General features: G+C 64.1%; 23 protein-coding genes, 1 tRNA gene and 1 pseudogene. 15 read left to right on the top strand and 10 right to left on the bottom strand.

Going from position 1 to position 25,167, the window contains the following annotated elements:
* Positions 1-57: 57 nt before the first annotated feature.
* The 4 genes from IWX64_RS01075 to htpX all read left to right on the top strand — a co-directional run bounded on the left by IWX64_RS01075 (position 58) and on the right by htpX (position 3,857).
* A complete protein-coding gene (locus tag IWX64_RS01075) occupies positions 58-831 on the top strand; it encodes an alpha/beta fold hydrolase (protein WP_196865303.1) in 774 nt (257 codons plus the stop codon).
* A complete protein-coding gene (locus IWX64_RS01070) occupies positions 818-1,525 on the top strand; it encodes an esterase/lipase family protein (RefSeq protein WP_196865302.1) in 708 nt (235 codons plus the stop codon). The genes IWX64_RS01075 and IWX64_RS01070 overlap by 14 nt, the downstream gene beginning before the upstream one ends.
* Before the next feature lie 78 nt (positions 1,526-1,603).
* A complete protein-coding gene (locus IWX64_RS01065) occupies positions 1,604-2,884 on the top strand; it encodes an MFS transporter (protein ID WP_196865301.1) in 1,281 nt (426 codons plus the stop codon).
* Between the two features lie 94 nt (positions 2,885-2,978).
* On the top strand, positions 2,979-3,857 hold the full coding sequence (gene htpX, locus IWX64_RS01060) for a zinc metalloprotease HtpX (RefSeq protein WP_196865300.1): 879 nt from the start codon (positions 2,979-2,981) through the stop codon (positions 3,855-3,857).
* A 126-nt stretch (positions 3,858-3,983) separates the two neighbouring features.
* Here htpX and putP read toward each other — a convergent pair whose 3' ends face one another.
* The 6 genes from putP to IWX64_RS01030 all read right to left on the bottom strand — a co-directional run bounded on the left by putP (position 3,984) and on the right by IWX64_RS01030 (position 11,286).
* A complete protein-coding gene (putP, locus tag IWX64_RS01055; protein ID WP_196865299.1) occupies positions 3,984-5,510 on the bottom strand; it encodes a sodium/proline symporter PutP in 1,527 nt (508 codons plus the stop codon).
* A 446-nt stretch (positions 5,511-5,956) separates the two neighbouring features.
* A complete protein-coding gene (locus IWX64_RS01050; protein WP_334683046.1) occupies positions 5,957-7,309 on the bottom strand; it encodes an HNH endonuclease signature motif containing protein in 1,353 nt (450 codons plus the stop codon).
* A 760-nt stretch (positions 7,310-8,069) separates the two neighbouring features.
* On the bottom strand, positions 8,070-8,738 hold the full coding sequence (locus IWX64_RS01045; RefSeq protein WP_196865298.1) for a cyclase family protein: 669 nt from the start codon (positions 8,736-8,738) through the stop codon (positions 8,070-8,072).
* A complete protein-coding gene (locus IWX64_RS01040; RefSeq protein ID WP_196865297.1) occupies positions 8,725-10,161 on the bottom strand; it encodes a purine-cytosine permease family protein in 1,437 nt (478 codons plus the stop codon). The genes IWX64_RS01045 and IWX64_RS01040 overlap by 14 nt, the downstream gene beginning before the upstream one ends.
* A gap of 4 nt (positions 10,162-10,165) precedes the next feature.
* On the bottom strand, positions 10,166-10,591 hold the full coding sequence (locus IWX64_RS01035) for a YybH family protein (protein ID WP_196865296.1): 426 nt from the start codon (positions 10,589-10,591) through the stop codon (positions 10,166-10,168).
* Between the two features lie 206 nt (positions 10,592-10,797).
* Positions 10,798-11,286, bottom strand: coding sequence for a YajQ family cyclic di-GMP-binding protein (locus tag IWX64_RS01030; RefSeq protein ID WP_019484312.1), 489 nt, complete (start codon positions 11,284-11,286; stop codon positions 10,798-10,800).
* Positions 11,287-11,451: 165 nt separating this feature from the next.
* Here IWX64_RS01030 and IWX64_RS01025 point away from each other — a divergent pair, with 165 nt between their 5' ends.
* The 4 genes from IWX64_RS01025 to trxA all read left to right on the top strand — a co-directional run bounded on the left by IWX64_RS01025 (position 11,452) and on the right by trxA (position 12,942).
* Complete coding sequence (locus IWX64_RS01025; protein ID WP_196865295.1) at positions 11,452-11,742, top strand: hypothetical protein; 291 nt, start codon at positions 11,452-11,454, stop codon at positions 11,740-11,742.
* Positions 11,743-11,846: 104 nt separating this feature from the next.
* Positions 11,847-11,928: transfer RNA gene (locus IWX64_RS01020), tRNA-Tyr, on the top strand.
* A gap of 226 nt (positions 11,929-12,154) precedes the next feature.
* Positions 12,155-12,298 (top strand): alpha/beta hydrolase fold domain-containing protein, encoded by a 144-nt coding sequence (locus IWX64_RS17220; RefSeq protein ID WP_196865294.1) that lies wholly within the window; start codon positions 12,155-12,157, stop codon positions 12,296-12,298.
* 209 nt (positions 12,299-12,507) lie between these two features.
* A complete protein-coding gene (gene trxA / locus IWX64_RS01010; protein WP_196865293.1) occupies positions 12,508-12,942 on the top strand; it encodes a thioredoxin in 435 nt (144 codons plus the stop codon).
* 82 nt (positions 12,943-13,024) lie between these two features.
* Here trxA and IWX64_RS01005 read toward each other — a convergent pair whose 3' ends face one another.
* Both IWX64_RS01005 and IWX64_RS01000 read right to left on the bottom strand, forming a co-directional pair.
* Positions 13,025-13,306, bottom strand: coding sequence for a putative quinol monooxygenase (locus IWX64_RS01005; RefSeq protein ID WP_196865292.1), 282 nt, complete (start codon positions 13,304-13,306; stop codon positions 13,025-13,027).
* A 10-nt stretch (positions 13,307-13,316) separates the two neighbouring features.
* Positions 13,317-14,351, bottom strand: coding sequence for a DNA-3-methyladenine glycosylase family protein (locus IWX64_RS01000; RefSeq protein WP_334683043.1), 1,035 nt, complete (start codon positions 14,349-14,351; stop codon positions 13,317-13,319).
* Between the two features lie 368 nt (positions 14,352-14,719).
* Between IWX64_RS01000 and IWX64_RS00995 the strand changes: the two genes are divergently transcribed.
* Both IWX64_RS00995 and IWX64_RS00990 read left to right on the top strand, forming a co-directional pair.
* Entirely contained in the window at positions 14,720-16,096 is a 1,377-nt protein-coding gene (locus IWX64_RS00995; RefSeq protein ID WP_196865291.1) for a cystathionine beta-synthase, read from the top strand.
* A gap of 20 nt (positions 16,097-16,116) precedes the next feature.
* Positions 16,117-17,274 (top strand): cystathionine gamma-synthase, encoded by a 1,158-nt coding sequence (locus tag IWX64_RS00990; protein WP_196865290.1) that lies wholly within the window; start codon positions 16,117-16,119, stop codon positions 17,272-17,274.
* Positions 17,275-17,355: 81 nt separating this feature from the next.
* Here the strand turns inward: IWX64_RS00990 and IWX64_RS00985 are convergent, their stop codons facing one another.
* Positions 17,356-17,805 (bottom strand): hypothetical protein, encoded by a 450-nt coding sequence (locus IWX64_RS00985; RefSeq protein ID WP_196865289.1) that lies wholly within the window; start codon positions 17,803-17,805, stop codon positions 17,356-17,358.
* A 1-nt stretch (position 17,806) separates the two neighbouring features.
* Positions 17,807-18,982 (bottom strand): amidohydrolase, encoded by a 1,176-nt coding sequence (locus IWX64_RS00980; RefSeq protein WP_196865288.1) that lies wholly within the window; start codon positions 18,980-18,982, stop codon positions 17,807-17,809.
* Between the two features lie 135 nt (positions 18,983-19,117).
* Between IWX64_RS00980 and IWX64_RS00975 the strand changes: the two genes are divergently transcribed.
* The 5 genes and pseudogenes from IWX64_RS00975 to IWX64_RS00955 all read left to right on the top strand — a co-directional run bounded on the left by IWX64_RS00975 (position 19,118) and on the right by IWX64_RS00955 (position 25,092).
* Entirely contained in the window at positions 19,118-19,870 is a 753-nt protein-coding gene (locus tag IWX64_RS00975; protein WP_196865287.1) for an SDR family oxidoreductase, read from the top strand.
* A 42-nt stretch (positions 19,871-19,912) separates the two neighbouring features.
* Entirely contained in the window at positions 19,913-21,457 is a 1,545-nt protein-coding gene (locus IWX64_RS00970; RefSeq protein WP_196865286.1) for a sensor histidine kinase, read from the top strand.
* Positions 21,454-22,124 (top strand): annotated as a pseudogene (locus IWX64_RS00965) (response regulator). Before IWX64_RS00970 ends, IWX64_RS00965 begins: the two are co-directional and overlap by 4 nt.
* A 20-nt stretch (positions 22,125-22,144) precedes the next feature.
* Complete coding sequence (locus IWX64_RS00960) at positions 22,145-22,789, top strand: MOSC domain-containing protein (protein ID WP_196865285.1); 645 nt, start codon at positions 22,145-22,147, stop codon at positions 22,787-22,789.
* A 368-nt stretch (positions 22,790-23,157) separates the two neighbouring features.
* The gene (locus tag IWX64_RS00955; RefSeq protein ID WP_196865284.1) at positions 23,158-25,092 is read left to right on the top strand and encodes a DEAD/DEAH box helicase; all 1,935 of its coding nucleotides are present in this window, start codon (positions 23,158-23,160) and stop codon (positions 25,090-25,092) included.
* Positions 25,093-25,167: the final 75 nt, after the last annotated feature.

Genomic DNA, 25,167 nt, shown 5'->3' with positions numbered 1-25,167 from the left:
AATAGGCGCGCCCGTGGCTGTCGGGTAGGTCGGGGTTGGGTACCGTTGAGGAAATAGATGAAAGAGGTTGCAGTGGGCCGGACCATGTGGGAGCACTCCCAAACCGTCGTCGTAGGTGAGGTGTCCTGTGCTGTGCGAACGGTCGGGGCGGGCAGCCGCGAGGTGATCCTGATTCACGGAATAGGGGTCTCAGCCCGCTACTTCGAGCCCTTGGCCGCCCACCTGGCCAGGACCTGCACCGTCTACGCCATTGAACTCCCGGGATTCGCCGCGCTACCGGCGCCGCGTCGCCGACTCACCGTGAAGGAATTCGGGGGCATTGCTGCTGAGGTGATGCGGGTCCTGGGGGTGCGGGACGCCGTCGTCGTCGGACACTCAATGGGGTCCCAAGTTGCTGCCGAGGCGGTGCGCGCGGCCCCCGATCTGGTGTCAAGCCTGGTCCTGCTGGCCCCGACCATCAACGACCGGGAACGGACGGTGGCGACGCAGATGATGCGGCTCGCGCAGGACACGCTGCGTGAGTCCCCGGCGGCCAACTACATTGTTGTTTCCGACTATTTCCGTGCCGGGATGAGGTGGTATCTCAAAACCCTCCCGTCGATGCTCCGCCACCGGTTGGAGGACGCTCTGCCCACGATCACCTGCCCGGTCACGCTGGTTCGCGGCAGCCGTGACCCTATTGTTCCTGCCGACTGGATGCACCGCCTCGCTGAGGCGGGGAACGACGTGACCACCGGAGAAGTCCCCGGCGAGCCACACGTCATGATGTATCGGTCGCCCGAGGCCACCGCCCGATTCTTTAGTGGTGAAACCTCACATGCTGCTCGCTAGGCGCGGATGGTCCTGGGTCCTGGACTATGTCTACGTGGGTTTCTGGCAGGTGCATGGCTTCCTTTTCCGTGAGGATCCCTCTCAGTACCTGACCCCGGAGATTGGGCCATCGGAGCAGCCGGGCCCGCCGGTGCTGCTCATCCCGGGAATCTACGAGACCTGGCAGTTCATGCGGCCGGTCGCGGCGCATCTGTCAGCCGCTGGCCACCCTGTGCACGTGGTCCAGCAACTCGGCTACAACCGGGGCACCGTCCAGTCCATGGCTGCGCTCGTGGCCGAGTACCTCGGCAGGCACAATCTCACCGACGTCGTCCTGGTGGCCCATAGCAAGGGTGGTTTGATTGGCAAATACGTCATGACCCAGCCCGACGGCGGCGACCGGGTACGTCAACTGATCGCCGTGAATACGCCGTTCTCCGGTTCGATCTACGCCAACTTCTTTGTGCTGCCGAGCATCAGGGCCTTCTCGCCTCGGAACACGTTCCTGCGGACGCAACTCGCCAACATCGGATCCAACGCACGGATCACCTCCGTCTACAGCCGGTTCGACCCCCATATCCCTGAAGGCAGCCAGCTTCCCGGCGCGGAGAACGTTGAGCTGGAAACAATGGGTCACTTTCGGGTCATCGGTGACCGGCGGTTGCTCGAGGCCGTGGATCGGGCGATCGCCGACTATGGGCCCCACACTGCCTGAACGGTGATTCCCGGAGTGCCGCTCACCCTGGGGATCGGTGGTTGCTGGAGGAAACCACTTCGCCGCTACACTTCATGAGTGCCCAAACTTCTAGCTGATATCACGCCGCTCAAAGAGAGTCCCGCGTTCAGGAGACTGTTCTTCGGGATGGCGCTGTCGGCAGTCGGCACCCAGCTGACCTTGGTCGCGGTGAGCCTGCAGGTCTACAGCCTGACCGAGTCCAGCCTCAGTGTCGGGCTGCTCGGGTTGTTCGCGCTGGTGCCGCTGGTGGTGGCGGGACTCTACGGAGGCGCGATCGCTGACGCGCACGACCGGCGGAAGGTAGCCCTGGTCTCCGGGGTGTTCCTGTGGGGCAGCACCATGGCGATCGCTGCACAGGCGTGGGCCGGGATCGAGAATGTCTGGCTGTTGTATGCGCTGGTCGCGGTCCACTCCGGTGCAGCAGGCATCAACCAGCCCACCCGGACGGCCATCATCCCCCGGCTGGTCCGCCCCGAGCTTCTTCCCGCCGCCAACGCGCTGAGCATGATCACCTTCGGGCTGGCGATGACCGTGGGCCCGCTGTTTGCCGGGCTGCTCGTGGCCCAGGTGGGCTATGGCTGGACCTACACCGTTGATGTTGTGACCTTCACGGCTGCCCTGTGGGCGCTGTTCAAGCTGCCGCCGTTGCCTCCCGAGGGCAAGGTGCGGCGGGCGGGACTGGCGACGGTGCTGGAAGGGTTCAGGTATCTGGGTACCCGGCCCAACATCCGGATGACCTTCCTGATTGACCTCGCGGCAATGGTGATGGCGCAGCCGAGGGCGCTGCTCCCGGCCATCGGCGCGGTGCTGATCGGTGGCGGTGAGCTGACGGTCGGGATACTGCTGGCGTCGGTCGCTGTCGGAGCGGTGCTTGCCGGATTGTTCTCGGGCCCGCTGGGGCACATCCATCGGCAGGGTCTGGCGGTGATGTGGGCTGTGATCGGGTGGGGTGCTTCAGTGAGTGCGTTTGGCCTGGTGGTGGTAATGGCCGGTTCCTCTCAGGCCGCCGCGTCCGATGAACTGTCCCCCTGGATCATCCCGGCGGCTATCTGCCTGGTGTTCGCCGGCATCTCCGACTCGGTCAGCGGGGTGTTCCGCAGCACGATCCTGCAGTCCGCCACCCCTGACGCAATGCGTGGCCGTCTGCAGGGCGTGTTCATCGTGGTGGTGGCGGGCGGTCCGCGGCTGGGTGACATGGTGGCTGGCGGCAACGCGGAGTGGCTGGGGGAGGGCTGGACGGCGGTGTTCGGCGGGCTCCTTTGCATTCTGTTGGTGATTATTCTGATGAAGCGTCAGCCCCGGTTCGCGCAGTACGATTCACGTAACCCTGAACCGTAGTCAAGGGCAGAACCGGCTGAGTGTGTGGAACAGCGGTGCAACGTGGCGCGTTGTACTCGGTGATTGACCGTTACCCAAGGAGTTGTCAGTTTCAGTGCACAATCATTTCAACGGACCCAAGACAGTGATGTTGTTCGGTGCCCTCATGGGCATCTTCTTGGTTTTCGGTGCGGTTATTGCCGGGGCCACTGGCAGCTCGTCATTCATCTGGATCTTCGCCCTGATCGGCGTCGGATCGGTCGCCTACAGCTACTGGAACAGCGACAAGCTGGCGATCCGCGCGATGAAGGCGGTCCCGGTGACCGAGCAGCAGGCGCCGGCCATGTACCGGATTGTGCGGGAGCTCAGTACCAAAGCCAACAAGCCGATGCCGCGCCTGTACGTGTCACCCACGATGGCGCCGAACGCGTTTGCGACCGGCCGTAACCCGGAGAATTCAGCCGTATGCTGCACCCAGGGCATCCTGTCCCTGCTCAATGAGCGGGAATTGCGCGGGGTGCTGGGACACGAACTGATGCATGTCTACAATCGGGACATCCTTCTCAGCTCCATGGCGGCTGCAGTAGCGGGTGTGATCACGTCGGTGGCGCAGATGTTCGCCTTCACCGGGATGATGGGCGGCAACCGCAATTCGGGCGGCAACCCGATCGCGGCAATCCTGCTGGCCGTTCTCGCGCCCTTCGCTGCGGTACTGGTGCGCTCGGCCATCGGCCGGACCCGCGAGTACGACGCCGACGAGGATGGCGCCAAGCTGACCGGCGACCCCCTGGCGCTGGCCTCCGCGCTGCGCAAGCTTGAACGGGGAACCCAGCAGGCTCCGTTGCCGCAGAGCCAGCAGCTCGTCAATACGTCGCACCTGATGATCGCCAACCCGTTCAAGGGTGGCGGGGTGCAGAAAATGTTCGCGAGCCACCCACCCATGGGTGATCGGATCCAGCGGCTGGAGCGGATGGCTGGTCAGCCTCTCCGCTAAGAACCCGGTCCCTCAGCATGCAAACGACTTGGTAGGCCACTGACTTTGTAGGCCACTGACGACGGCGGCGCCACCCTGGCTGGGAGGCGCCGCCGTCGTCGTACGTGGTGGTGTTCTGGTGCTGACCTAGGCGGTGGTGATTCTGTCGTCGGCGGCCTTTTCAGCAGCGATTCGCTTGAAGGAGCGGGTGCCCTTGACGGCAAGATCGAACTCGGCTTCGATCTCGGAGTTGGACTTCCAGGTGAGTTTGCTGACGACGATGGCGACGATCAGGTTGAGGAAGAAACCGGGGACAATCTCGTACATCGTGTCGGCCAGGGGCGAGTTGCCCCAGGTGAAGACGACGACAGCGCCCGAAACCATTCCGGCGAGGGCGCCAGGCATGGTGAGCTTCTTCCAGTAAAGAGCCAGAAGGACGGTGGGTCCGAAGGCGGCGCCGAAGCCAGCCCAGGCGAACGCGACCAGCGAGAGGATCGATTCGCTGCGTCCCGAGGCAAGAATGATGGCGACGATCGCGACCACCAGAACGCCCAGGCGGCCAAGGATGACACCCTGCTTGTTGGTCAGGGTGCGCTTGGAGACCATGTTGTAGAGATCCTCAACGAGGGCTGAGGAGCAGACCACCAGCTGCGAGGAGATGGTGCTCATGACCGCTGCGAGGACCGCCGCAAGGATGATGCCGGCGACGAAGGGGTGGAAGAAGGCTTGCGACAGGTCCAGGAACACGGCTTCGGGGTCGGTCAGGGACAGGTCCGGGTTTTGCTGGAAGTAGGCAATACCGACCAGTGCTGTCGAGATGGCGCCGATGACAGTGATGACCATCCAGCCCACACCGATCCGTCGTCCGGCAACGGCATCCTGCGGGGTGCGCATGGCCATGAAGCGGACGATGATGTGCGGCTGGCCGAAGTAGCCGAGGCCCCAGGAGGCAGCCGAGATGATGGCTACCGTGGAGCCGCCGGCGACGATGTTCAGGAACGACGGATCGACCTCGCGGATGGATGTGGTGAGGCCGTCGAACCCGCCCACCTGTATCAGGCCGATGATCGGCACCATGATCAGCGCGACCAGCATGAGCAAGCCCTGGGCCACATCGGTGAAGGTAGCGCCCATGAAGCCGCCGAAGAGGGTGTAGGCGATGGTGATGGTGGCAACGATGATCATGCCGACGGTGTAGTTGGAGTTAAACGAGCTTTCGAAGAAGAGGCCGCCGGCCACCATGCCGGAGGAAACGTAGAAGGTGAAGAACACCAGGATGATGATTCCGGAAACGATCCGCAGGATGCGGCTCTTGTCTTTCAGCCGGTTCTCGAGGAAGCTCGGCACAGTAATCGAATTGTTCGACACCTCGGTGTAGCTGCGCAACCGTGGAGCAACGAATTTCCAGTTGAGCCAGGCTCCGATGGTGAGGCCGATCGCTATCCAGACCTCGATCAGACCGGAGACGTAGATGGCTCCGGGCAGTCCGAGGAGAAGCCATCCCGACATGTCGGAGGCTCCGGCGCTAAGGGCTGCCACGCCCGGCTTGAGTCCACGGCCGGCGAGCATGTAGTCGTCGAGGTCCGAGGTTCTCTTGAAGGCATACCATCCGATTCCGAGCATGGCGCTCATATAGATCACCATTGCGATGATTTGGAATGTCTGGTCGGGCATGACGAGGTCCTCTCATATTTTGCTTGGAATTTGCTGGGTGCAGCCGTCGACTATGCCAAAGACGAGCGCCATTCGCTAATAAAGTGATAGGCATCACACTCTGCGGACGCGCTTTTTCGCGGTTTTAGGAAGTATGCTGTCTAGTTTTAGATCGGCGTGCCGGGAGGTCATCTGATGCGTTGAAGTGTCGCGCCGGGGTGCCTGAGACACTCCGCTGCGCGGTGACTTCTGGCTGGTCAGCGAGGGCCCGACCCGCCAGTCTTGGCGCTTTGGCGGGTGGCATCGATCGCAGCTTTCTTGACCATAAGTGTCTTGGGTATAAGCGTCTTGGGCTTGAGCGCCTTGGGCTTGGGCTTGGGCTTGATGGTTGTTCAGCGTGGAGGTGGCAGGCCAGCTCGACCATTGATCTTCAAGCAAGCCTCGCTTTTGGCGCGCTCCGTGCGTGGTTAGAAGGGTGGCGGGTCGTCCCGTGGTGCCGGTGGTGGGTCTGGTCGGGTGAGGTAGGTTTCGCCCATGGGTGAGATGGCGATGATCATTCCGGGTTCGGGTTGTTGGTAGTGCCAGTAGCCTTCGGATTTGAGTTTGTGGTGGCGTTTACACAGTGCTGCCAGGTTGCCGTAGCTGGTTTTCCCGCCTTGTGACCAGGGTTTTGTGTGGTCGAGTTCGCAGAACACCGCCAACCGGTTACACCCCGGATGCCTGCACGTCCGGTCTCTGACCCGGACCGCATCCTTGAGGTCCTGGGGGACCCGATAGGTGGTGGCGTCGGCACCGAGTCTGGCACCGGTCAACGGGTGGGTGAGGATCCTCGTGAATGATGGTGCGTGCCCGGCCAACCGGCGGGCGGTGTCGGGGTCAATCGGCCCGTACCCTTCCAACTCACCCGGGGTATCCCCGCCGAGGAGGGTCATCACGGGGACAGTAACGAAGACCTTCGCCTGAACACCCCAGTAGGCAGTTGCATCGCCACGGCCCACCTGCTCACCCGTGCCATCCGGCACACCTGTTCCATCCGGTGTATCCGGGCTATCTTGACCATCCGGTTCGCTGGCGCCGTCGCCGGTTGCGGCTCCGCTCGCGGCCTCGTCGGCGGGTTCTCCGGTGGCGGGGCCATCGGGGCTTACGCTCATGTGTCCGGTGGCGCCGGCGCTGGTGAGGACATCGGCGAGGACGTCGGCGCGTAACTGGGTGAGGGTGCGGGGTTCGTCGGGGCCTTGTAATGCGCGGGCGGCGGTGTCGACGCGGTGGAAGATCCCGGCAGCCTGATCGACCGGGAGATAGGCTTCGAGCCAGGCCATCCCGTCGTAGGCAGGGGTCAAGTACACCCCGCGTTCCTTCACCGCTTTACGGTGCCGGCTGGCAAAGGATTCTGGGTGGAGTTTTTCCCTGAGCCGGTTCGCCTGCTGGCGGAACTTCACCACAGTGGTCAGGGACGCCATCCCGATAAGCCGAGCCTCGAAGGCTGCGGTGACCGCCGGGTCGATGTCGGGGATGCTGGTCGCTTCCTCCACGACGGCCCAGGCGTGCCGCCGGCTGAGTTTCCCGGCCTCCAACGCTTCCAGGGTGGCCGGGTAGTACCGGGTGAGCAGGGTGCTGTGTTCGACCAGGAACCCGGCCGTCCGCTCCGGCAAATGCAACGCCGCACTGATCTCAGCGGCGGTGAGCGTTGTTTCGTAACCCCAACCCCGGGGGTCGTGGCGGGTCTGTTCGGTTTGCAGGTCAAGGACCCGGGTAACAACTTTGGCTTCCTGGGCGTCGAGCCAGGACCGTGCTTCGTCGATGTCTTTCAACGTGTCCAACGCCTGACAGGCGTCCAAACCACCCACCGCCGCCAGTTGAAGCTGCCCAGTCAGTGCGGGAGGTGCACTACTGGAGCGGACCCGTTCATCCGGGTCGTCTCCCAGGTGAAAGGAACCCCACGATTCAGAGAACAACCACCCCGAATCAGGTTCAGTTGAATCCGACCCAGCCGAATCTGACTCCGTCGATTCTGGTTCTGATGGGTCGGACTCCGGAGAAACTGCGTCAGCCGGGTCCGTGTCGTTCGGGGGCTCGGGCTGCTCAACTACCGGGGCCGTCCACGCCGACTCGACACCCAACGGACCAGCCGGCCCATACCCCGCGGAAGACCCCGCGGAAGACCCCGTGGAAGCGCCCGCAGAAGACCCTGAGGAAGCCCCCGTGGACGTATCCGCGGACGTCTCCCCAGCCGTCTCTGTGGGAATATCCGTGGAAGTATCCGCAGTCCCGCTATCGGAAGCGGAATCCGCGCCAGAATCGGGGGATGATCCCGGTCCGGTAGAAGAAGCTTCGCTGCTTTCCATACCTCAATTCCATCATCCGGCACTGACGAAATAAGGGGGAAATCAGGGGTGCTCAACAAATTTTTTCAACTATTTTTGGAGGCTATAAATAGAGCTCATATTGTGGACATTCAGGCCCCTGTGGCCTAACCGCGAGTGTCGCATCGACCTAGGGTTTGACCCTGCCGCTAGGCGATCGTATACCCCGCCGCGCGGCGAAATCTGGCGGGTCTGGACGCGCTGGACCCGCCAGATTTCACTCTCCGGCGGGGGCGGTCTGTTGGATAGCGACAGCGCGAACGGGTGACCCGTCCATCCCGAGGAAAGGCAAGGGCAGCACCGAGACCCACGGATCGGCCCAATCGACTGAGTCAAGATTGGTCAGGTTCTCGATGATCACGCCATCCGCGCCCAGCAGCTCACGGTGGAACGGCAGATCGACCTCGGCCCCTGACAAGTCGGTGGGGTCCGGGTTGAGGGTATCCACGCCGACCACCGAAACTCCTCGATCTAGCAGGCGCCGGGCAATATCGCCGTCGAACGCTGGATGGCGCAGATAGAGCTCGGTACCGAAATGTTTCGACCAGCCCGTCTGAAACAACACCATCGCGACTGATCCAACATCTGCCAGCTGTGCCTCGACGTCGTGCCAGCCGTAGACGTGACCCGGCCCGACGGCGGGAAGCCGGACGATCCGGGCGGGTCCAACCAGTCGCTCGAGGTCGATCTGGTCCACCGATGCGCCCCCCTCCACCGTGTGCAGCGGAGCGTCCAGATGGGTTCCGGTGTGGGTGCCCGCGTGCACCTCGGCCACCTGGAACCCGTTGGCGGCGATCTCGGCTGCAACCGTGATCGTCACCTCCGGGTCACCAGGAAAGACTTGCATCCCGGAAACAATGGGATGCGAGAGATCAACGACCCGCATGGCTGAGATTGTCGGCCTCGGGAGTGCTATCGCTGAGGTGCGCGTGGGTGGGGGTCCCGGAAACGATCCGCCGAGCCACAATCGCCCACCCCAGGTATAGGCCAGCGGAAATGATGAAGGTGGGGATGGTTGCCCCGATAGGGCTCGGCACCGAGTACGTCAGGATCAGTGACGCTGTGGCGCCGATTACCCATACGGCAACAGCTGCCAGGTTGACGCCCTTGAAGTACCAGTAGTCACCACCGGATCCGCGAAGGATGTCCTTGTTGTAATGGCGTTTCCGGACGATGTAGTAGTCCACCAGCATGACCGCGAACACCGGAATGAACAGTGATCCGATGAGAACCAGGAAGGAGGTGAACTGATCCAGCAGCGCCAACCAGGTGGAGCCAATGATGGAAATCGCGCCGAGGACCAGCGCCGTCGGCAGGAACTTGACCTTGCTGGACGGAACCATGTTCACCACCGACGAGACCATCCCGTACACCACCATGGTGTTGGTCGCCATGACCGACAGGAAAATGACGACCGCTAGCGGTGTTCCGAAGGCGGCAACGATGGCGGTGGGATCAAACGCCACAGCTTCGCCGCCGTCGAGCACCAGGTACGCCACGGTGGTGGCGCCGAGCACCATCGCGAGCACGGTGGACAGGGTGTAGCCGATGCCCGAGCCGATCATGCCCGCTGCCTGGGACTTCGCCAGGCGGTTGAACTCCGCCGACAGGACTGTCCAGGAAATCGCGGTGGCGATGACGACGTCGAGCACTACCACTCCTGACCAGCCAAGCTCAGGATCGGCGGGCAGATCAATGAACTCAGACGGCGCAAAGGCAGTGAACGCGCTGACGAAGATGTACGCCATGAACGCGAGAATCACCAGCGCGAGCCAGGGCTCAACCCGGGCGATGCCTGCGTGACCGAAGATCGCCAGGCAGACGACCAGCAGTTGGCATAGCACTGAGAACAGGATGGGGTTGGAGAACCCGGTCGCCTGCTCCACGAGGAAATTCACGGTGACGCCCGCCAGCATCGCCTGCACCCAGCTCCAGCCCATCAGGATCACCACGTTGGCGGCGACCGGAAGGAACGAGCCGCGGAGCCCGAACGACCCCTTGGTCAGGGACATGGTTGGAAGGCCGGTGCGGGTGCCCATGTTGCCGACGAGCACCAGAACCGCGCCGCCAATCAGGGTGCCGAGGATGATGAGTCCGACGGCGAGGGGCCAGCTCACGCCGGGAACGAAGAGTGTTCCGGTGAGCAGTGTGGTGACCACCAGGTTGGCGGCAAGCCAGATCATGCCCATCCGCCCGGCGCCGAGCGTCCCACGGATCGGGCCGAAGCCCTCGGAGTTTTTCTCGAGGTGGTCGGATAGCCGGGAGAAGGCTGACCCGGACGAGGGGCCGGTACGTTTGGAGGTCTTCATGGCGCTACCTGATTTCGGGGGAGTCGGAGGGGTCAACTGGTGGGAGTGGTGAGAGATGTTCGTGAATAGCTTGCACTGCGCCGGTGGCGTTCCGGTGGAAAATGATGGTCTCGCGCTCAAGGGTCGTCTCACCGGTGTTGATGGTGGTCATGACATCGTGGCTGAACACGGCGCTTTCCCCGAGGAGCTGGATGGACGGGTTGCTGCTCACGCAGTCGGTCACCCGCCAGCCCTCCGCAAGCCACGAATCCCACAACTCTTCGTAGTCCTTGCGGCTTGGGAGACGCTCGGCCTCGGTATGAAAGATGAAGGTCGCGTCCTCGCTGAAAGCCGCGAAGTATGCTTCGGTATCCGTCTGGGAGAACGCCGTGACGACGCGCGAAGCAGCCGTCTCAACCTCGTGCCGGGTCAGACCAGTGTGATCGGTCATAGGGTGTGGTCCTTCTTCGAAAGGTCGACGACGGCGAACTCGTCTTGTAGCCTGACAGACAACTTTTGTTTTCAAAGTTTGAGTGACACAGCTAACAATGTCAAAGGATTCACCAAATTTACTGCCGCAAATGTCGATGGGGAAGCAGGCGGTACAAAAAAGGTGGCGCTCCCGTAGGGGAACGCCACCTGACCTCGGATGAGGCTCTAACGCATGTTCACGAACTGCAGATCGGCCTCGTCGAAGTTCTTCAGCAGTGCCATGGTGGCCTGCAAATCGTCGCGGGACTTTGAGCTGACACGCAGTTCGTCGCCCTGGATGGTGGACTTCACGCCCTTGGGCGCCTCGTCGCGGATCAGCTTGTTGATCTTCTTCGCAACGTCCTGGGCAATGCCCTCTTTGATAGTCGTTTCCAGGCGGAACTCCTTGCCCGAAGCATAGGGCTCGCCGGTATCCAAGGACTTCAGGGAGATGCCACGCTTGATCATCTTGGACTGCAGAACGTCGAGGACCGCCAGGACGCGCTCCTCCGAGTTGGCCTTCATGAGAATCATCTCCCCGCTAAAGTCCACCTCAGCGCCAATGCCCTTGAAGTCGTAGCGCTGGACGATTTCCTTTTGCGCCTGGTGCAACGCGTTGGCAACCTCCTGCTTGTCTACTTTGCTAACAACATCGAAAGTGGATTCGCTCGCCACAATGTCTCCTAAGGGGTAGTGAGAAGGAACTGCTCCCAGCCTAATCGGTTCTCCATGGATCGGCTTGAGGCTAAGACTCACAGCCGATCTACAGGGAGTGCGGTGTCCACTCACAAATGCCGGTGAAAGTCTTGGGTCCAGCGATCAACCCATCAGGAGAGGGCCATGACTGACAAACCGCGTGTCCGGTACCAGGTTCGAGTCCGGCATGTGGTGGCCGGAACTTTCCTCGTTGCATCATCGGCGGTGTCGATTACCGGCCTGTCGCCAACGCCAGCGGTGGCGGCCGGGGCGTCGTCGTCGGTCGAGGTCTCCTACGAGGCGTCGGCCGGTGCCGAGCGGTTGGCGGGAGTGCGATCCGAGTTGGACGACGCCGTCGCCTTCGGCTCGGTGACGACCGCGCAGGCGGATGCCTTCTATGCGCAGATTGAACGCCGCGTGCACGCCGGACTTTAGGCCCGGGACCGCCCCTCCGGAGGCGATTCGATTCTTGCCCCGATTTTCTGTAAAGTTGTCTTGCCCGCGGTTACCGTGGGTGAACCTCATATTCGAGGACGTTTGGCAGATTACCCGAGCGGCCAAAGGGGGCTGACTGTAAATCAGCTGGCATCGCCTTCACTGGTTCGAATCCAGTATCTGCCACATCGCCGGTATACCGGGAAAGTAGCCCGTCAGGATCTTCGCCAAGATCCAGACGGGCTACTTTTTTGCCCTTTTACTTCCTAGGCGACAGGTTGCGGATCCCGCGACCCGGATCTGCTCGTTGATGACCTCATGATTCCCGGCCCCGCCGGTGCGCCCGACGTGGGACTGCGACTAATCCGCCCAAAGACGCTGCGGGGTAACGCGCCGGCGGTCCTCTGGCTGTATGTCGGCGAAATGGTCATCGGTAGCAACAGCCAGGATTGCCCGCACCCTGGGAATCACCGTGGCATCAGTCGAATATCGCCTCTCGCCGGAGCACAAGGCGCCCGTAGTCCTCGACGCCGCCTACCGAGCTGGAAATTGTTGACGGGGCGTTCCACGGCTTCGATGCCTTGTTCTCCAACAAACCCGTCTCCAGAACCTTCTGGCGTGCCCAGGCAGCTGCCCTGCAGGACCCATTGTTCACCCGATAGGGGCAGGCCGGAACGCCCTCCGCCGATGACATAACTTCCGCCCCTCTTCATTGAGAGCGAACACGGGGAGACATCTGCGGGCAAACTCGTTAGCGTTAAAGGTATGGCAACTATTGAAGTAACCGAGGCAACTTTCCCCGAGACCATCGAAACGAACGATATTGTGTTCGTCGACTTCTGGGCTGAATGGTGTGGCCCGTGCAAGCAGTTTGCTCCCGTGTACGACGCCGTTTCTCAGAAGCACGACGACATCACCTTCGCGAAGGTGGACACCGAGGCCGAGCAGTCTCTCGCCGCAGCAGCCGGGATCACCTCGATCCCCACCCTGATGGCCTTCCGCGAAAAGGTGCTGGTGTTTTCCCAGCCCGGTGCGATGAACGCCACCCAGTTCGGCGAACTGGTTGATGCAGTCAAGGGCCTCGACATGAAAGAGGTCCACGAGCAGGTAGCCCAGCAGCAGGCTGCCGCTCAGGCGGGTGCGCCAACCGACGCTCCAGCAGCGGACGCCCCGGTGCAGGGCGAGCAGAAGACCAACTAGTCTTCGGCTCAGGCACCAGCTAGACCCAACGAAACCCCCGGTCCTTCAAGGACCGGGGGTTTCGTGTGCAGTCAGTATCTAGTTAGTTGCTCTTGGTAATCTGCACCGGCTCGGACAGCAGGCCGCTGAGCGACTCGTTGAGATCCTGCACCGCTGAGCCGCGCGAATGCTTTTCCAGCAATTCCTCTGACTCCCAGCGTTCCGTCAGGAGGATCCGGTCCTCAGTTACGTCGGTAATTTCGTAGCGGATGCACCCCGGCTCGTTGACCACCTGTTCGATGGCGATGTCCAGGGCCAGTTTCACCCGGAACACCTCACCTGGATTGGGGAGAAATACAGCAGTCACGTCAAGTGGTTCACTCATGACATTCAGCCTACCGCTGGCGATGATCCTCGGGCGCAAGCCGTGGACCATAGGTGGGTTTACGGAACCCGCTCGAATACAGCATTCGCACCACCCGCTGCCGATTCCCGCTCCAGGGCGCCAGCAGCTCAAGCATCCCGGCGTCGTCGGTCCGGCGGCCAGTCAGGGCGGCGCCCACGTAGGCCGCCAGATGATAGTCACCCACCGAGATCGAATCGGGGCAGCCGTGCGTTCGCTGCAAGACTTCAGCAGCCGTCCACGGGCCGATCCCCGACACCGAACACAGCGCGGCAGTGACCTGGCTGGCTGACTGGATGGCCGCCAGGCGCTCCAGCCCCGAGGCCAGCGACGCCGCCTTCAGAATGGTCTCCGACCGGTGGGCATCCACACCCGCCCGGTGCCAATCCCAGGACGGGACCCGACGCCACTGAGCAGCGGTGGGCGGCAACCGCAGGCCAGCCGGTGCCCCCTGCGGCCGGGGCGCTTCGTCGCCGTGCCGCACCAGTAGCCAGCGCCACGCACGCTTCGCCTCGATCCCCGTCACCTTCTGTTCCAGGATGACGCGCGCGACGGCGTCCAGCATTCGGCCCGTGGACGGAAGCCGCAAACCGGGAGACAGGTACCTGCCCTTCCGGGCGAGCTCTGGCAGGGATGCCTGGAACCCCGGGGTGTCGAAGTGGCTCCAGTCGTCGTCGGCGCCAAGCAGGATGGGCACCGACTCGATCGCGGCGGATGCCCCGGGGCCCCAAGCCGTCGCGTGGACACGGGCATCGTTCAACGCTCCGCGCTGCTCCAGCCGGACGGTTGCGGCGCCATCGTCGTTCCGGAAAGCCAGCCAGATGCCACCCAGGTGGTGGATGAATGCCGGATCATGCGCACCGCACTGCAGCGACCCCACGGTACGGACAAGGCTGTACGGACCCCCGGGTTCCCACACCAGCGAGTGCGCGCCGGACCCGGCACCCCGTTCGGGTGCGGCTGCCGGACCAGCGCTGGGCTCTGCGCCCAACCCAGGATCGTCACTCTTGGCAGCTGAAACGGTCATACCTCAATGGTGTCACGGCAGGCCGACATCAATCCGGTGAGCAACCTGGACAGCGCGCAGCAAGATGGACAACGGTGAGGAAGATGTCGCTATCGGATGTCTAGGTTGCTCACGAAAACGGTGGCGGGTTCGCAGGGAACCACCTGGACGGTCCCCACCGTCACATTCAGCAATGTGTGAGTTCCCACAGCTCGGCCAGTCCGGTGTGGGTAGGGACCACCATCAGCACAGCTTGCCCGGCAGCAGGCTGGGGCAGCAGGTAAGGGCGCTTCCAGGCAGCCTTTCCGGCCGGTGGTCGAGGCCCATCGAGGTACCCGGCGACTCGGCGGAGTCCGGGAACAAGAGGACTTCGCGGTAACTTTGTAGGTATGAAGTATGCGAACTCCGTAGTGGACCTGATCGGCAACACCCCGCTGGTCAAACTGAACAGCGTGACCGAGGGAATTGCCGCGACCGTCCTGGCGAAGGTGGAATACCTGAACCCCGGCGGCTCGATCAAGGACCGTATTGCCGTCAAGATCATCGACGCAGCCGAAGCCGAGGGTAAGCTCCTGCCCGGCGGCACCATCGTCGAGCCGACCTCGGGGAACACCGGCGTCGGGCTGGCGTTGGTTGCCCAGCAGCGCGGCTACCGGTGTGTCTTCGTGGTGCCGGACAAGGTGGGCGAGGACAAGCGCAACGTGCTGGCCGCCTACGGAGCCGAGGTGGTGGTCACTCCGACCGCCGTGGCGCCCGATAGCCCGCAGTCCTACTACGGCGTCTCCGATCGGCTCAGCCGCGAGATCCCCGGCGCGTTCAAGCCCGACCAATTCTCCAACCCCAACGGTCCGCTCAGCCACTACGAGACCACCGGTCCCGAAATCTGGAACGACACTGACGGTTTGATCACCCACCTCGTGACGGGCGTTGGCACCGGCGGCACCATCAGCGGCACCGGCCGCTATCTGAAGGACGTCTCGGCTGACCGCGCCAGCGGGCCGGTCCGCGTGATCGGCGCCGATCCGGAGGGCTCCATCTATTCCGGCGGCACCGGACGCCCCTACTTCGTGGAGGGCGTGGGCGAGGACATGTGGCCCGACGCCTATGACAAGACGGTCGCCGACGACATCCTGGCCGTCACCGACGCCGAAAGCTTCGCCATGACCCGCCGCCTCGCCCGCGAGGAGGGCCTCCTGGTCGGCGGCTCGTGCGGCATGGCTGTGGTGGCGGCCCTTCGGGTGGCGAAGGACCTGACGGCGGACGACGTCGTCGTCGTCGTCCTGCCCGACGGCGGCCGTGGCTACCTCGGCAAGATCTTCAGCGACGACTGGATGAAGTCGTACGGCTTCATGGAGAGCGGGGACGAGGCGACGGTCGGCGAGATCCTGCGCACCAAGAACGGCAACATGCCGGACCTGGTGCACACGCACCCCACCGAGACGGTCCGCGACGTCATTCACATCATGAACGAGTACGGCGTTTCCAACATCCCGGTCCTGTCACAGGAACCCCCGGTCAAAATGGGTGAGGTGCTGGGCTCCGTCGACGAACGCCTGCTCACCGACAAGCTCTTCCACGGCGAAGCGAAGCTCACCGACAAGATCTCCCTGCACATGAACGACAAGCTCCAACTGATCGGTTCGCTGGAGTCAGTGGCCACGGCGCGGGAGCGTCTGGTGGACAGCGACACGCTGATGGTGACGTTCGTTGGGTCACCGGTGGGAATTCTGACGCGCCACGACTTGCTGACGTATATGAGTATCTGACTTCCCTTCTAAGGAGAACCATGACGCACCACGAGAACCAGGGCTTCAACACCCGGGCCATCCACGCCGGCCAGACGCCGGATCCCACCACGGGCTCCGTCATTCCCCCGCTGTACCAGACCACCACGTTTGCCCAGGACGGGATTGGGCAGCTGCGCAACGGCTACGAGTACGGCCGCGGCACCAACCCGACCCGTGACTCACTGCAGACTCAGCTCGCCGCGCTCGAAGGGGCAACCCACGGGTTCAGCTTCTCGTCCGGTCTCGCTGCCGAGGATTCCCTGATCCGTGCGCTGCTGGCGCCGGGCGACCGGATCGTCATGGGCAACGACGTCTACGGCGGCACCTACCGCTTGATCGACCGGGTGCTCTCACCGTGGGGCATCAGCAATGCTGCCGTCGACATGTCGGACCTCGACGCCGTCAGGGCCGCCGTCGGCGACAACACCGCCATGGTGTGGGTCGAGACGCCGTCGAACCCGATGATGAAGATCTCGGACATCGCCGCGATCGCCACCATCGCCCACGACGCCGGTGCCGTCCTCGTGGTCGACAACACCTTCGCGACGCCGTACCTGCAGCAGCCGCTCTCGTTCGGGGCCGACGTCGTGGTCCACTCCACCACCAAGTACATCGGCGGACACTCCGATGCCAGCGGCGGTGCAGTGATCACCAGCAATGAGGAGATCGCGGAGAAGGTGGGCTTCATCCAGTTCGCCGTCGGCGCCGTCTCGGCACCGATGGAAGCCTGGCTGACCACGCGCGGGCTCAAGACCCTCGGCGTGCGGATGGACCGGCACAGCTCCAACGCCCGGGCGATCGCCGAGTGGTTGCAGGGCCGTCCCGAGGTGGAGCAGGTCTTCTACCCTGGCCTGCCCGGGCACCCCGGCCACGATCTCGCCGCAGCCCAGATGAAGGACTTCGGCGGCATGATCTCCGTGTCGTTCACGGGCGGGGAGGCGGCGGCGCGGAAGGTCGCCGAGTCCACCCACGTGTTCACCCTCGCCGAATCACTCGGCGGCATCGAGTCGCTGATGAACTACCCGTCGGCCATGACCCACGCCTCGGTGGCTGGCACGGACCTTGCGGTTCCCGAGAACCTGATCCGGCTCTCCGTCGGCATCGAGGATGTGCAGGACCTCATCGCCGATCTGGAACAGGCCTTCAGCACCCTCTAGGAGTCTCAGACAGACAACAAGCCCTCAACGGAAAACGCGCCGGCAGTATTCATACTGCGGGCGCGTTTGTCGTTAAGAAAGCTAACGCCTGAAAGGACTCAGGGTCCGCCGGACGAGCCGGACCCACTTGTTCTCCGGCTTCGGGTCCACCGTCGCGAACCATTCGGCGCTGGGCGGCAGCCACAGGGGCACGATCGCCAGCAGCATCACGACGGCCACCACCGAGAGCCCCGGGGTGCCGCGCAGCAGGACCGGCAGCCCGACGATGATCCCGATGGTGGTGAGCAACTCCCGCGCACTGCGCCTACCCCGTCGCAGCCGGAACACCAGGAAGAACTGCAGCAGCGCCAGCACTCCGAGCACGACGCCGAGCCCCACCAGACCGGCGCGGTCCTGGTCCTGCAGTTGGGCAGACCCCAGGAACGAGCCGGCCGCCACCAGGAACAGGACCGCCACCACCAGCCACACAATCACGGCCAGTTTCAGGGTCCACGGCAGTGGCGGCCGGGCAACCCGCGGGGGACGGGCCATGCTAGCCGCGGGGGACGACGACGCCGGCCCGCGTCTCGTCGTCGTACGTGTACACGGCGCGTCCGCCAATCCATACGGTCAGGGCCCGCTGCATGACGTCCAGCGGGTCTCCGCTCCAGAGGACGACGTCGGCGTCCTTGCCTACCTCGAGCGAGCCCATCCGGTCGGCCAGCCCCAGCACCTTCGCCGGGTTGATCGTGATCGAGCGCAGGGCCGTTTCGCGGTCCAGACCCTCCTTGATGGCGAACGTCGCCTGGTGGATCAGGAAGTTGATCGGGATGACCGGGTGGTCGGTGATGATGGAGATCTCGACGCCGGCCGCCGCCAGCTTGCCCGGGTTGGCGATTGAGCGCCCCCGCAGTTCCACCTTGGATTTGGTGGTGAACAGCGGCCCGATCAGCACGGGGATCCCGCGTTCGGCCAGGACGTCGGCCAGCAGGTGGGCCTCGGTGCCGTGGTCCAGGACCAGCTCGTAGCCGAACTCGTCGGCGAGCCGGATCGCGGTGGCGATATCGTCGGCGCGGTGCGCGTGCTGGCGCCAGGGGATTTCCCGGCGCAGCACCATGGCGAGGGCCTCCAGCTTGGGGTCGCGGGCGTTTTCATCGGTCTTGCCCATGTAGTTCTGCGCATCCATGAAGGCCTTGCGGATGATCATTGCGGTGCCCAACCGGGTGGAAGGGGTCTGCTTCTTGTCGCCGTAGACCCGCTTGGGGTTCTCCCCGAGCGCTGACTTCAGGCCGCTGGGGGAGCGAAGCACCATCTCCTCGATGTAACGACCGTGGGTGTGGATAGCGACGGCGAGGCCGCCGATGGGGTTGCCCGATCCGGGGTTGACGTTCACGGCAGTGATACCGCCAGCCAGAGCGTCGTCGAACCCGGGATCGTAGGGGTTCACGGCGTCGATTGCGCGGACGCCGGCGGTGACGGGATCAGTCATTTCATTGGTGTCGTCCCCGGCCCAGCCTTCGCCTTCTTCATGGGTGCCGAGGTGCACGTGGGCGTCGATCAGACCTGGCAGCAACCACTGGCCCCCGGCGTCGTGGATCTCGGCGCCCTCTGGGATGGTGACGTCGGCGCCGAGCGCCGCGATCTTTCCGTCCTCCAGGAGCACCGACCCGTCGAAGGGCGTGCCCTCGATGGGGACAACGTGGGCGTTGATGATTGCTGTGACAGTCATGGGTGGTGACCTTTCGACAGGGAATGATGTGATCTCCAACCTACCTTCTTCGCCCTGCGAGGGGTCAGCTTCCCTGGCAGGGCGAGTGAGCCGCCTAGACTGAAAACCGATCGGGTAGGGGAAGGACAACAGGCAATGGCAAGGAAATCCGCACTCATCACCGGGGTTGGACGAACGGTGGGGTTGGGCGCCGGGATTGCCCGCCGCCTCGCCGTCGACGGCTGGGATCTGGCCCTGAGTTACTGGCACCCCTACGACCAGCGGGTCAACGGCACCGCCAACCCCGCGTCCGAGGTGCAGGAGCTGATACCGGAACTGGAGGCACTCGGGTCACGGGTGATCGCGCTGCCTGGGGACCTCGAGGATTCCAAGACGCCCGGGGAACTGGTCGCTGCCGCCCGGACCGAACTCGGCACGCTCAGCGGGCTCGTGCTCTCCCACACCGAAAGCGTCGACTCCGGGCTGCTGACCACGTCGCTGAAAAGCTTCGACAGGCATTTTGCGGTCAACGTCCGCGCCTCCTGGCAACTCATCAACGCGTTTGCACTGCAGTGCAACGACGGCGGGGGAGCGATCGTTGCCCTCACCAGTGACCACACGGCGGGCAACCTGCCCTACGGCGCCTCCAAAGGGGCACTGGACCGGATCGTGATCGCCGCGGCACGGGAACTCGGCGAGCGCGGTATCAGCTCCAATGCGCTGAACCCGGGACCGGTCGACACCGGCTGGATGACCGACGAGATCCGCCGGGCCGCGATCGATCGGCAGCCCACCGGACGGCTGGGCACTCCGGCAGATATCGGCGGGGTCGTCGCGTTCCTGCTGTCCCAGGACGGCCGCTGGGTCAATGGCCAATTGGTCAAGGCCGACGGCGGATTCTCCGCCTGACAGCTGACCCCCAACCACCGCCTACACTGACAGAATGCTGGCATGGCCTCTACCTTCATGAGCAACCTGGGCCTCGCCCGGGTGGGCACCGGATTCGCCCTTGCGTTGCTGCTCCCGCCCCTCCTCGAATGGGGAATGGTCACAGTGGGCAGCGACTTCCTCGCCGTGGACGTGCTGGTGCAGCTGGCGGGTGTGATCGCCGTCGCGCTGGTGGGTGGGATGTGGCCCGCGCTGCTGGCCGCCGTATTCAGCACCCTGGTCCTTAACTACTACTCGACCGACCCAGTCGGTTCGCTGGAGATCACGGACCCGCAGAATCTTCTGACGCTGGTCATCTTCATCGCCGTGGCAGTGGCGGTGTCACTGGTGGTGGGCCTGGCTGCCCGCCGCTCCCGGGAGGCCGCGGCGGCGAGCGCTGAAGCGGCGACGCTTGGGGAACTGGCCCGCGGCGTGCTGGCGGCCGAGGACACCCTCCAGGGTTTCCTCGCCCACGTGCGCACCCACTTCCAGGTCGACGCAGTAGGTCTGTTCACCCGGGACGCCCGGGGCGGACCCCCACCGGTACTGCTTGCCAGTGACGTCGCCCCCGATAATGCCTCGCCCGACCACCCGACGCCGGGTGATGTTTCGCTGGGCGCCCCAATCGACGACCTGTTCGCAGCTGACACCACCGAAAACCTCCCGGACGAGCTGGTCCTCGCCCTCTACGGGAGGGCCCTGAACACGAGGGAGCGGAGCCTCCTCACCGCTTTCGGCTCCCAGCTCACCGCGATGCGGCAGCGCCAGGAACTGGTTGTCAGCTCCCAGGCCAACCGGCGCCTGACCGAGGGCAACGTCATGCGGACGGCGATCCTGCGGGCCGTCTCGCATGACCTGCGGACGCCCCTGGCGGGCATCAAGCTCGCCGTCAGCAGCCTGCGCCACGAGGCGGTCCAACTACCCGTCGATGAACAGAAGGAACTCCTCGAAACCATCGAGGACTACGCTGACCGGCTGGACGCCCTGATCAACAACCTTCTGGACATGTCCCGGTTGACGGGCGACGCCGTGACACCGCACCTCCGCGCCGTGCACTGGGCCGATGTGCTTCCAGGCGCCCTGATCGGACTCCCGCCGCAGCGGGTCCGGGTCGAGATCCCCGGGAACCTGCCGCCGGTCGTCGCCGACCCCGGAATGCTGGAACGCGTCATCGCCAACCTGGTCGAGAACGCCGACAAGTACGCGGGCGGCGAGGACATTGTCATCAGCGGGTCGGTTGAGGGGATTGTCGGTCACGTCGACGACGGCGTGCCAGCCGGTGAGTTGCGGGTGGTCGACCACGGGCGGGGAGTCACAGCGGACGACGCCGACACCATCTTCCAGCCATTCCAGCGCGCCAGCGACGCCCCCGCCGGTGCAGGAGTGGGCCTCGGCCTCGCCGTCGCAAAGGGGTTCACCGAGGTGATGGGCGGACAGCTCATTGCAGAGGCGACGCCGGGCGGCGGGCTGACCCTGCGCATCCGGCTGCCGTTGGCAACAGGGTTGCGCGACGGCGAGCCAGGCAGCACGGTAACCCCGCACCCGATGGTGGGTCACGGTTCACCATGACATCGGTCCTGATTGTCGACGACGAGCCGCTGCTCCTCCGCGCCCTGCAGATCAACCTCCGCGCCCACGGCTACCGGCCGATCACCGCTGTCGACGGGACGACGGCGCTCGCCGTGGCAGCCGAGCACCGCCCGGAGATCGTGGTGCTCGACCTGGGCCTGCCGGATATGGACGGCATGGACGTGATCACTGCACTGCGGAAGTGGACCCAAACCCCGATCATCGTGTTGTCCGCCCGCCACGGCTCCGACGACGTCGTCGACGCCCTCGACGCCGGCGCCGACGACTATGTGACCAAGCCGTTCGGCCTGGATGAACTCCTGGCGAGACTCCGAGCAGCCAGCCGTCGGGCGACGGCACCCGCCGCGACAGTGGTGCAGACCGCCGATTTCAGGCTCGACACCGGTGCGCGGCAAGCGTTCCGCGGCACCACGGAGGTACGGCTGACACCCACCGAGTGGAAGATCATCGACCAACTGGTGGCCCACCCGGGCCGGCTGATCACGCAGGGGCAACTGCTGCTGGAGGTGTGGGGTCCCGCCTACGCGAAGGAACTGCAGTATCTGGGGTCTACCTGAACCAGCTGCGGAAGAAACTCGAACCGGATCCCACCCAACCCCGGTACTTCATCACCGAAAGCGGCATGGGGTACCGCTTTGAACCCTGAGGATCCCTAGGATGGACGCTATGACAACAGGTTCCCTACTCGCCGTGTGCCGCGTCCATGCCCTGCTGCCCACGCAGGATTCGACCGGGGTCACCGCCATCGACAAGCGGCCCGTCGACGGCCCGGTCGCCGTCCATAAACTGGGTCTCACCGGCGACATCCAGGCCAGCCGGAAACACCACGGTGGCGAATCCAAGGCCCTCTACGCCTACTCCCAACAGGACGCCGACTACTGGGATGAAGAACTGGGGCGGGACATGAGCCCGGGCAAATTCGGGGAGAACCTCAGGGTGGCAGGAATCGACGCGAGCCGCGCCGTCATCGGCGAACGCTGGCAGGTGGGCGACGACGTCGTCCTCGAAGTGACAGCGCCGCGCACCCCCTGCGTTAACTTCGCCCGGTTCCTCAAGGAGCCGCGCTGGGTGAAACGTTTCGCCGAGGAGAACCGGGTTGGTACCTACCTTCGTGTGATCAGTAAGGGACAGATCACGGCGGGGGACACCGTCACCGTAGTCAACCGCCCGGAGCACGGCATTACGGGCCACGATGTGTTCGCGGGGCTCGACGCCGACGCCGCCCAGCGGCTCCTCTCCGCCGAAAAACAGGGTGTGAGGCTCAGCCCCGAGATCCACAAGGTGGTTGCCGCCATCCTGCGCCGGGCGTAGCACCACTGACCCATCCCGTCACACGGGGATGTGCGCAGGCTCACGCGCCGTCGTCGCCCGGATAGGTGCGGCCCAGTGAAGCCATGCAGTACACTTGAAACATCCCCCACACCGGTATTCCCTTAAAATTCCGCCCATTTTGCTGGGCTGGATAGGTTGTGTTGGGGCTCGCAGAGTAAGCATGCGGGCAGATTCATCAGGGAGCGCCGGCTAGAAGAAAACGTCATACAGACCGCTGAGATAGCGGCCGCCAGTTATGACGCGAAATCCTGCCGCGGGATTGAAACAGTGCCGGATTTCTATGTTCATGGGCTGGAATTCCCCTTTTGTTCCAGCTGTCCGGCATCTACCTGAAGGTCAATCCCTCCATGCCTGAAAATAACACTCCCGAAACCGTCATTCCTCCTGACGCCGTCGACGCTCCTCAGAATGTCGAAGCTCCCGAGGCAGACGAAATCAAGTTCACCGACTTCGGCCTCGACGGTCGCGTTCTCGCGGCCCTGAGTGACGTCGGCTATGAAAAGCCCTCTCCCATCCAGTCCGCCACCATTCCGGTGCTGCTGGAAGGGCGCGACGTCGTCGGCCTGGCGCAGACGGGTACCGGTAAGACAGCAGCATTCGCTATCCCCGCGCTGTCCCGGATGGCCGAGCTCGCCGATCTCAACGGTCCCAGCAAGTTCACGCAGATCCTGGTGCTCGCACCAACCCGCGAACTGGCGCTTCAGGTTGCCGAGGCATTCGCCTCCTACGCCAAGCACATCGACAACTTCACGGTGCTACCCGTTTACGGTGGAGCTCCTTACGGCCCCCAGCTGGCCGGCCTGCGCCGCGGCGCACAGGTAGTTGTGGGTACCCCGGGTCGCGTGATCGACCACATCTCCAAGGGTTCACTCGACCTGTCCAACCTTCAGTACCTGGTACTGGACGAGGCCGACGAGATGCTGCGCATGGGCTTTGCCGACGACGTCGAGCAGATCCTCTCCGGAACACCTGACGACAAGCAGGTGGCGCTGTTCTCGGCAACGATGCCTAGCGCCATTCGCCGCATTGCGTCGAAGTACCTCAACAACCCCGCCGAAATCACTGTCAAGGGCAAAACCTCGACCGGCACCAACACGCGCCAGCGCTTCCTGCAGGTCATGGGCCCGCACAAGCTGGACGCCCTGACGCGCATCCTCGAGGTCGAAGACTTCGATGGGATCATCGCGTTCGTGCGCACCAAGATGGCGACCGAAGACCTGGCGGACAAGTTGCGTTCACGGGGCTTCCAGGCCGCAGCAATCAACGGTGACATTCCCCAGCAGCAGCGTGAGCGGACCATTGAAGGTCTCCGCGACGGCAAGTTCGACATCCTCGTGGCCACCGACGTCGCGGCCCGCGGGCTCGACGTCGAGCGCATCTCGCTCGTGGTCAACTACGACATCCCTCACGACACCGAGTCCTACGTCCACCGCATCGGCCGTACCGGCCGCGCTGGCCGTTCAGGTGACGCGATCCTTTTCATCACGCCGCGGGAGAAGTACCTGCTGCGCTCGATCGAGAAGGCCACCCGCCAGCCTGTCGAGCAGATGCACCTGCCATCCTCCGACGCCGTCAACGCGTTGCGGATGAACAAGTTCGCCGAGCGGATCACCGAGACCCTGGCCACCGAGGATGTCTCAATCTTCCGTGACCTGATCACCAGCTACGAGACCGAGCACAACGTGCCCGCCAACGAGATCGCTGCAGCCCTCGCCGTCATGGCACAGGGCAGCAACCCGATCCTCGTCAAGGACATCCCGGTAGCCCCGGCAGGGCAGAAGGAACGCGCGGCGGGGCGCAAGGATGGTTTCGGGTCACGCGGACCAACACGCAGCCTCACCGAGGGGAACGCCACCTACCGCATCGCGGTGGGACGGCGCCAGCGGGTCATGCCGGGCTCAATCGTTGGCGCCATTGCCAACGAGGGTGGCCTGTCCTCCGCGCAGATCGGCGGCATCGATATCCGCGCCGATCACACGCTCGTGGAACTGCCCGCTGACCTGTCGAAGGACCAGTGGCGTGCCCTGTCCAAGACGCGCATCGGCGGCGAGCTGATCCACCTCGAACTGGACAAGGGCCGCAAGCCAACAGGTGACCGCGACGGCTTCAAGAAGCCGTTCAAGAAGCGTGAAGGCGAGGGTGGCGGCTTCAACAAGGATCGCGCCCACGACGGCGGCTTCCGCTCCGGCGGACACAGCGCCGGCGGCGGTGGCGGGGACCGTAAGGAACGTCACGGTAAGGGTGCCGGTGCAGGTGCCGGTGGACGCCGCGAAAAGTGGTAATTTTGTAACTGAATAACCCCGTCGGATCCCTGGTAAAACAGGGATCCGACGGTGGAATCAGCACCCGGCCGCATC

This window comes from Arthrobacter sp. CAN_A212 (assembly GCF_015752345.1).
Classification (GTDB): domain Bacteria; phylum Actinomycetota; class Actinomycetes; order Actinomycetales; family Micrococcaceae; genus Arthrobacter_D.
The sequence above is the reverse complement of the archived record's forward strand: the minus strand, read 5'-3'. Positions and strand labels throughout refer to the sequence as shown.

Bases quoted from the DNA above. Each gene is read 5' to 3' on its own strand.
- IWX64_RS00990 (WP_196865290.1), top strand. From the start codon at position 16,117: ATGACGCACCACGAGAACCAGGGCTTCAACACCCGGGCCATCCACGCC.
- IWX64_RS00995 (WP_196865291.1), top strand. From the start codon at position 14,720: ATGAAGTATGCGAACTCCGTAGTGGACCTGATCGGCAACACCCCGCTG.
- IWX64_RS00985 (WP_196865289.1), bottom strand. From the start codon at position 17,805: ATGGCCCGTCCCCCGCGGGTTGCCCGGCCGCCACTGCCGTGGACCCTG.
- IWX64_RS01005 (WP_196865292.1), bottom strand. From the start codon at position 13,306: ATGAGTGAACCACTTGACGTGACTGCTGTATTTCTCCCCAATCCAGGT.
- IWX64_RS00970 (WP_196865286.1), top strand. From the start codon at position 19,913: ATGGCCTCTACCTTCATGAGCAACCTGGGCCTCGCCCGGGTGGGCACC.
- IWX64_RS01035 (WP_196865296.1), bottom strand. From the start codon at position 10,591: ATGACCGATCACACTGGTCTGACCCGGCACGAGGTTGAGACGGCTGCT.
- IWX64_RS01025 (WP_196865295.1), top strand. From the start codon at position 11,452: ATGACTGACAAACCGCGTGTCCGGTACCAGGTTCGAGTCCGGCATGTG.
- IWX64_RS01075 (WP_196865303.1), top strand. From the start codon at position 58: ATGAAAGAGGTTGCAGTGGGCCGGACCATGTGGGAGCACTCCCAAACC.
- IWX64_RS00980 (WP_196865288.1), bottom strand. From the start codon at position 18,982: ATGACTGTCACAGCAATCATCAACGCCCACGTTGTCCCCATCGAGGGC.
- IWX64_RS01000 (WP_334683043.1), bottom strand. From the start codon at position 14,351: ATGACCGTTTCAGCTGCCAAGAGTGACGATCCTGGGTTGGGCGCAGAG.
- putP (WP_196865299.1), bottom strand. From the start codon at position 5,510: ATGCCCGACCAGACATTCCAAATCATCGCAATGGTGATCTATATGAGC.
- trxA (WP_196865293.1), top strand. From the start codon at position 12,508: ATGGCAACTATTGAAGTAACCGAGGCAACTTTCCCCGAGACCATCGAA.
- IWX64_RS00960 (WP_196865285.1), top strand. From the start codon at position 22,145: ATGACAACAGGTTCCCTACTCGCCGTGTGCCGCGTCCATGCCCTGCTG.
- IWX64_RS01040 (WP_196865297.1), bottom strand. From the start codon at position 10,161: ATGAAGACCTCCAAACGTACCGGCCCCTCGTCCGGGTCAGCCTTCTCC.
- IWX64_RS01070 (WP_196865302.1), top strand. From the start codon at position 818: ATGCTGCTCGCTAGGCGCGGATGGTCCTGGGTCCTGGACTATGTCTAC.
- IWX64_RS00975 (WP_196865287.1), top strand. From the start codon at position 19,118: ATGGCAAGGAAATCCGCACTCATCACCGGGGTTGGACGAACGGTGGGG.
- IWX64_RS17220 (WP_196865294.1), top strand. From the start codon at position 12,155: ATGTCGGCGAAATGGTCATCGGTAGCAACAGCCAGGATTGCCCGCACC.
- IWX64_RS00955 (WP_196865284.1), top strand. From the start codon at position 23,158: ATGCCTGAAAATAACACTCCCGAAACCGTCATTCCTCCTGACGCCGTC.
- IWX64_RS01045 (WP_196865298.1), bottom strand. From the start codon at position 8,738: ATGCGGGTCGTTGATCTCTCGCATCCCATTGTTTCCGGGATGCAAGTC.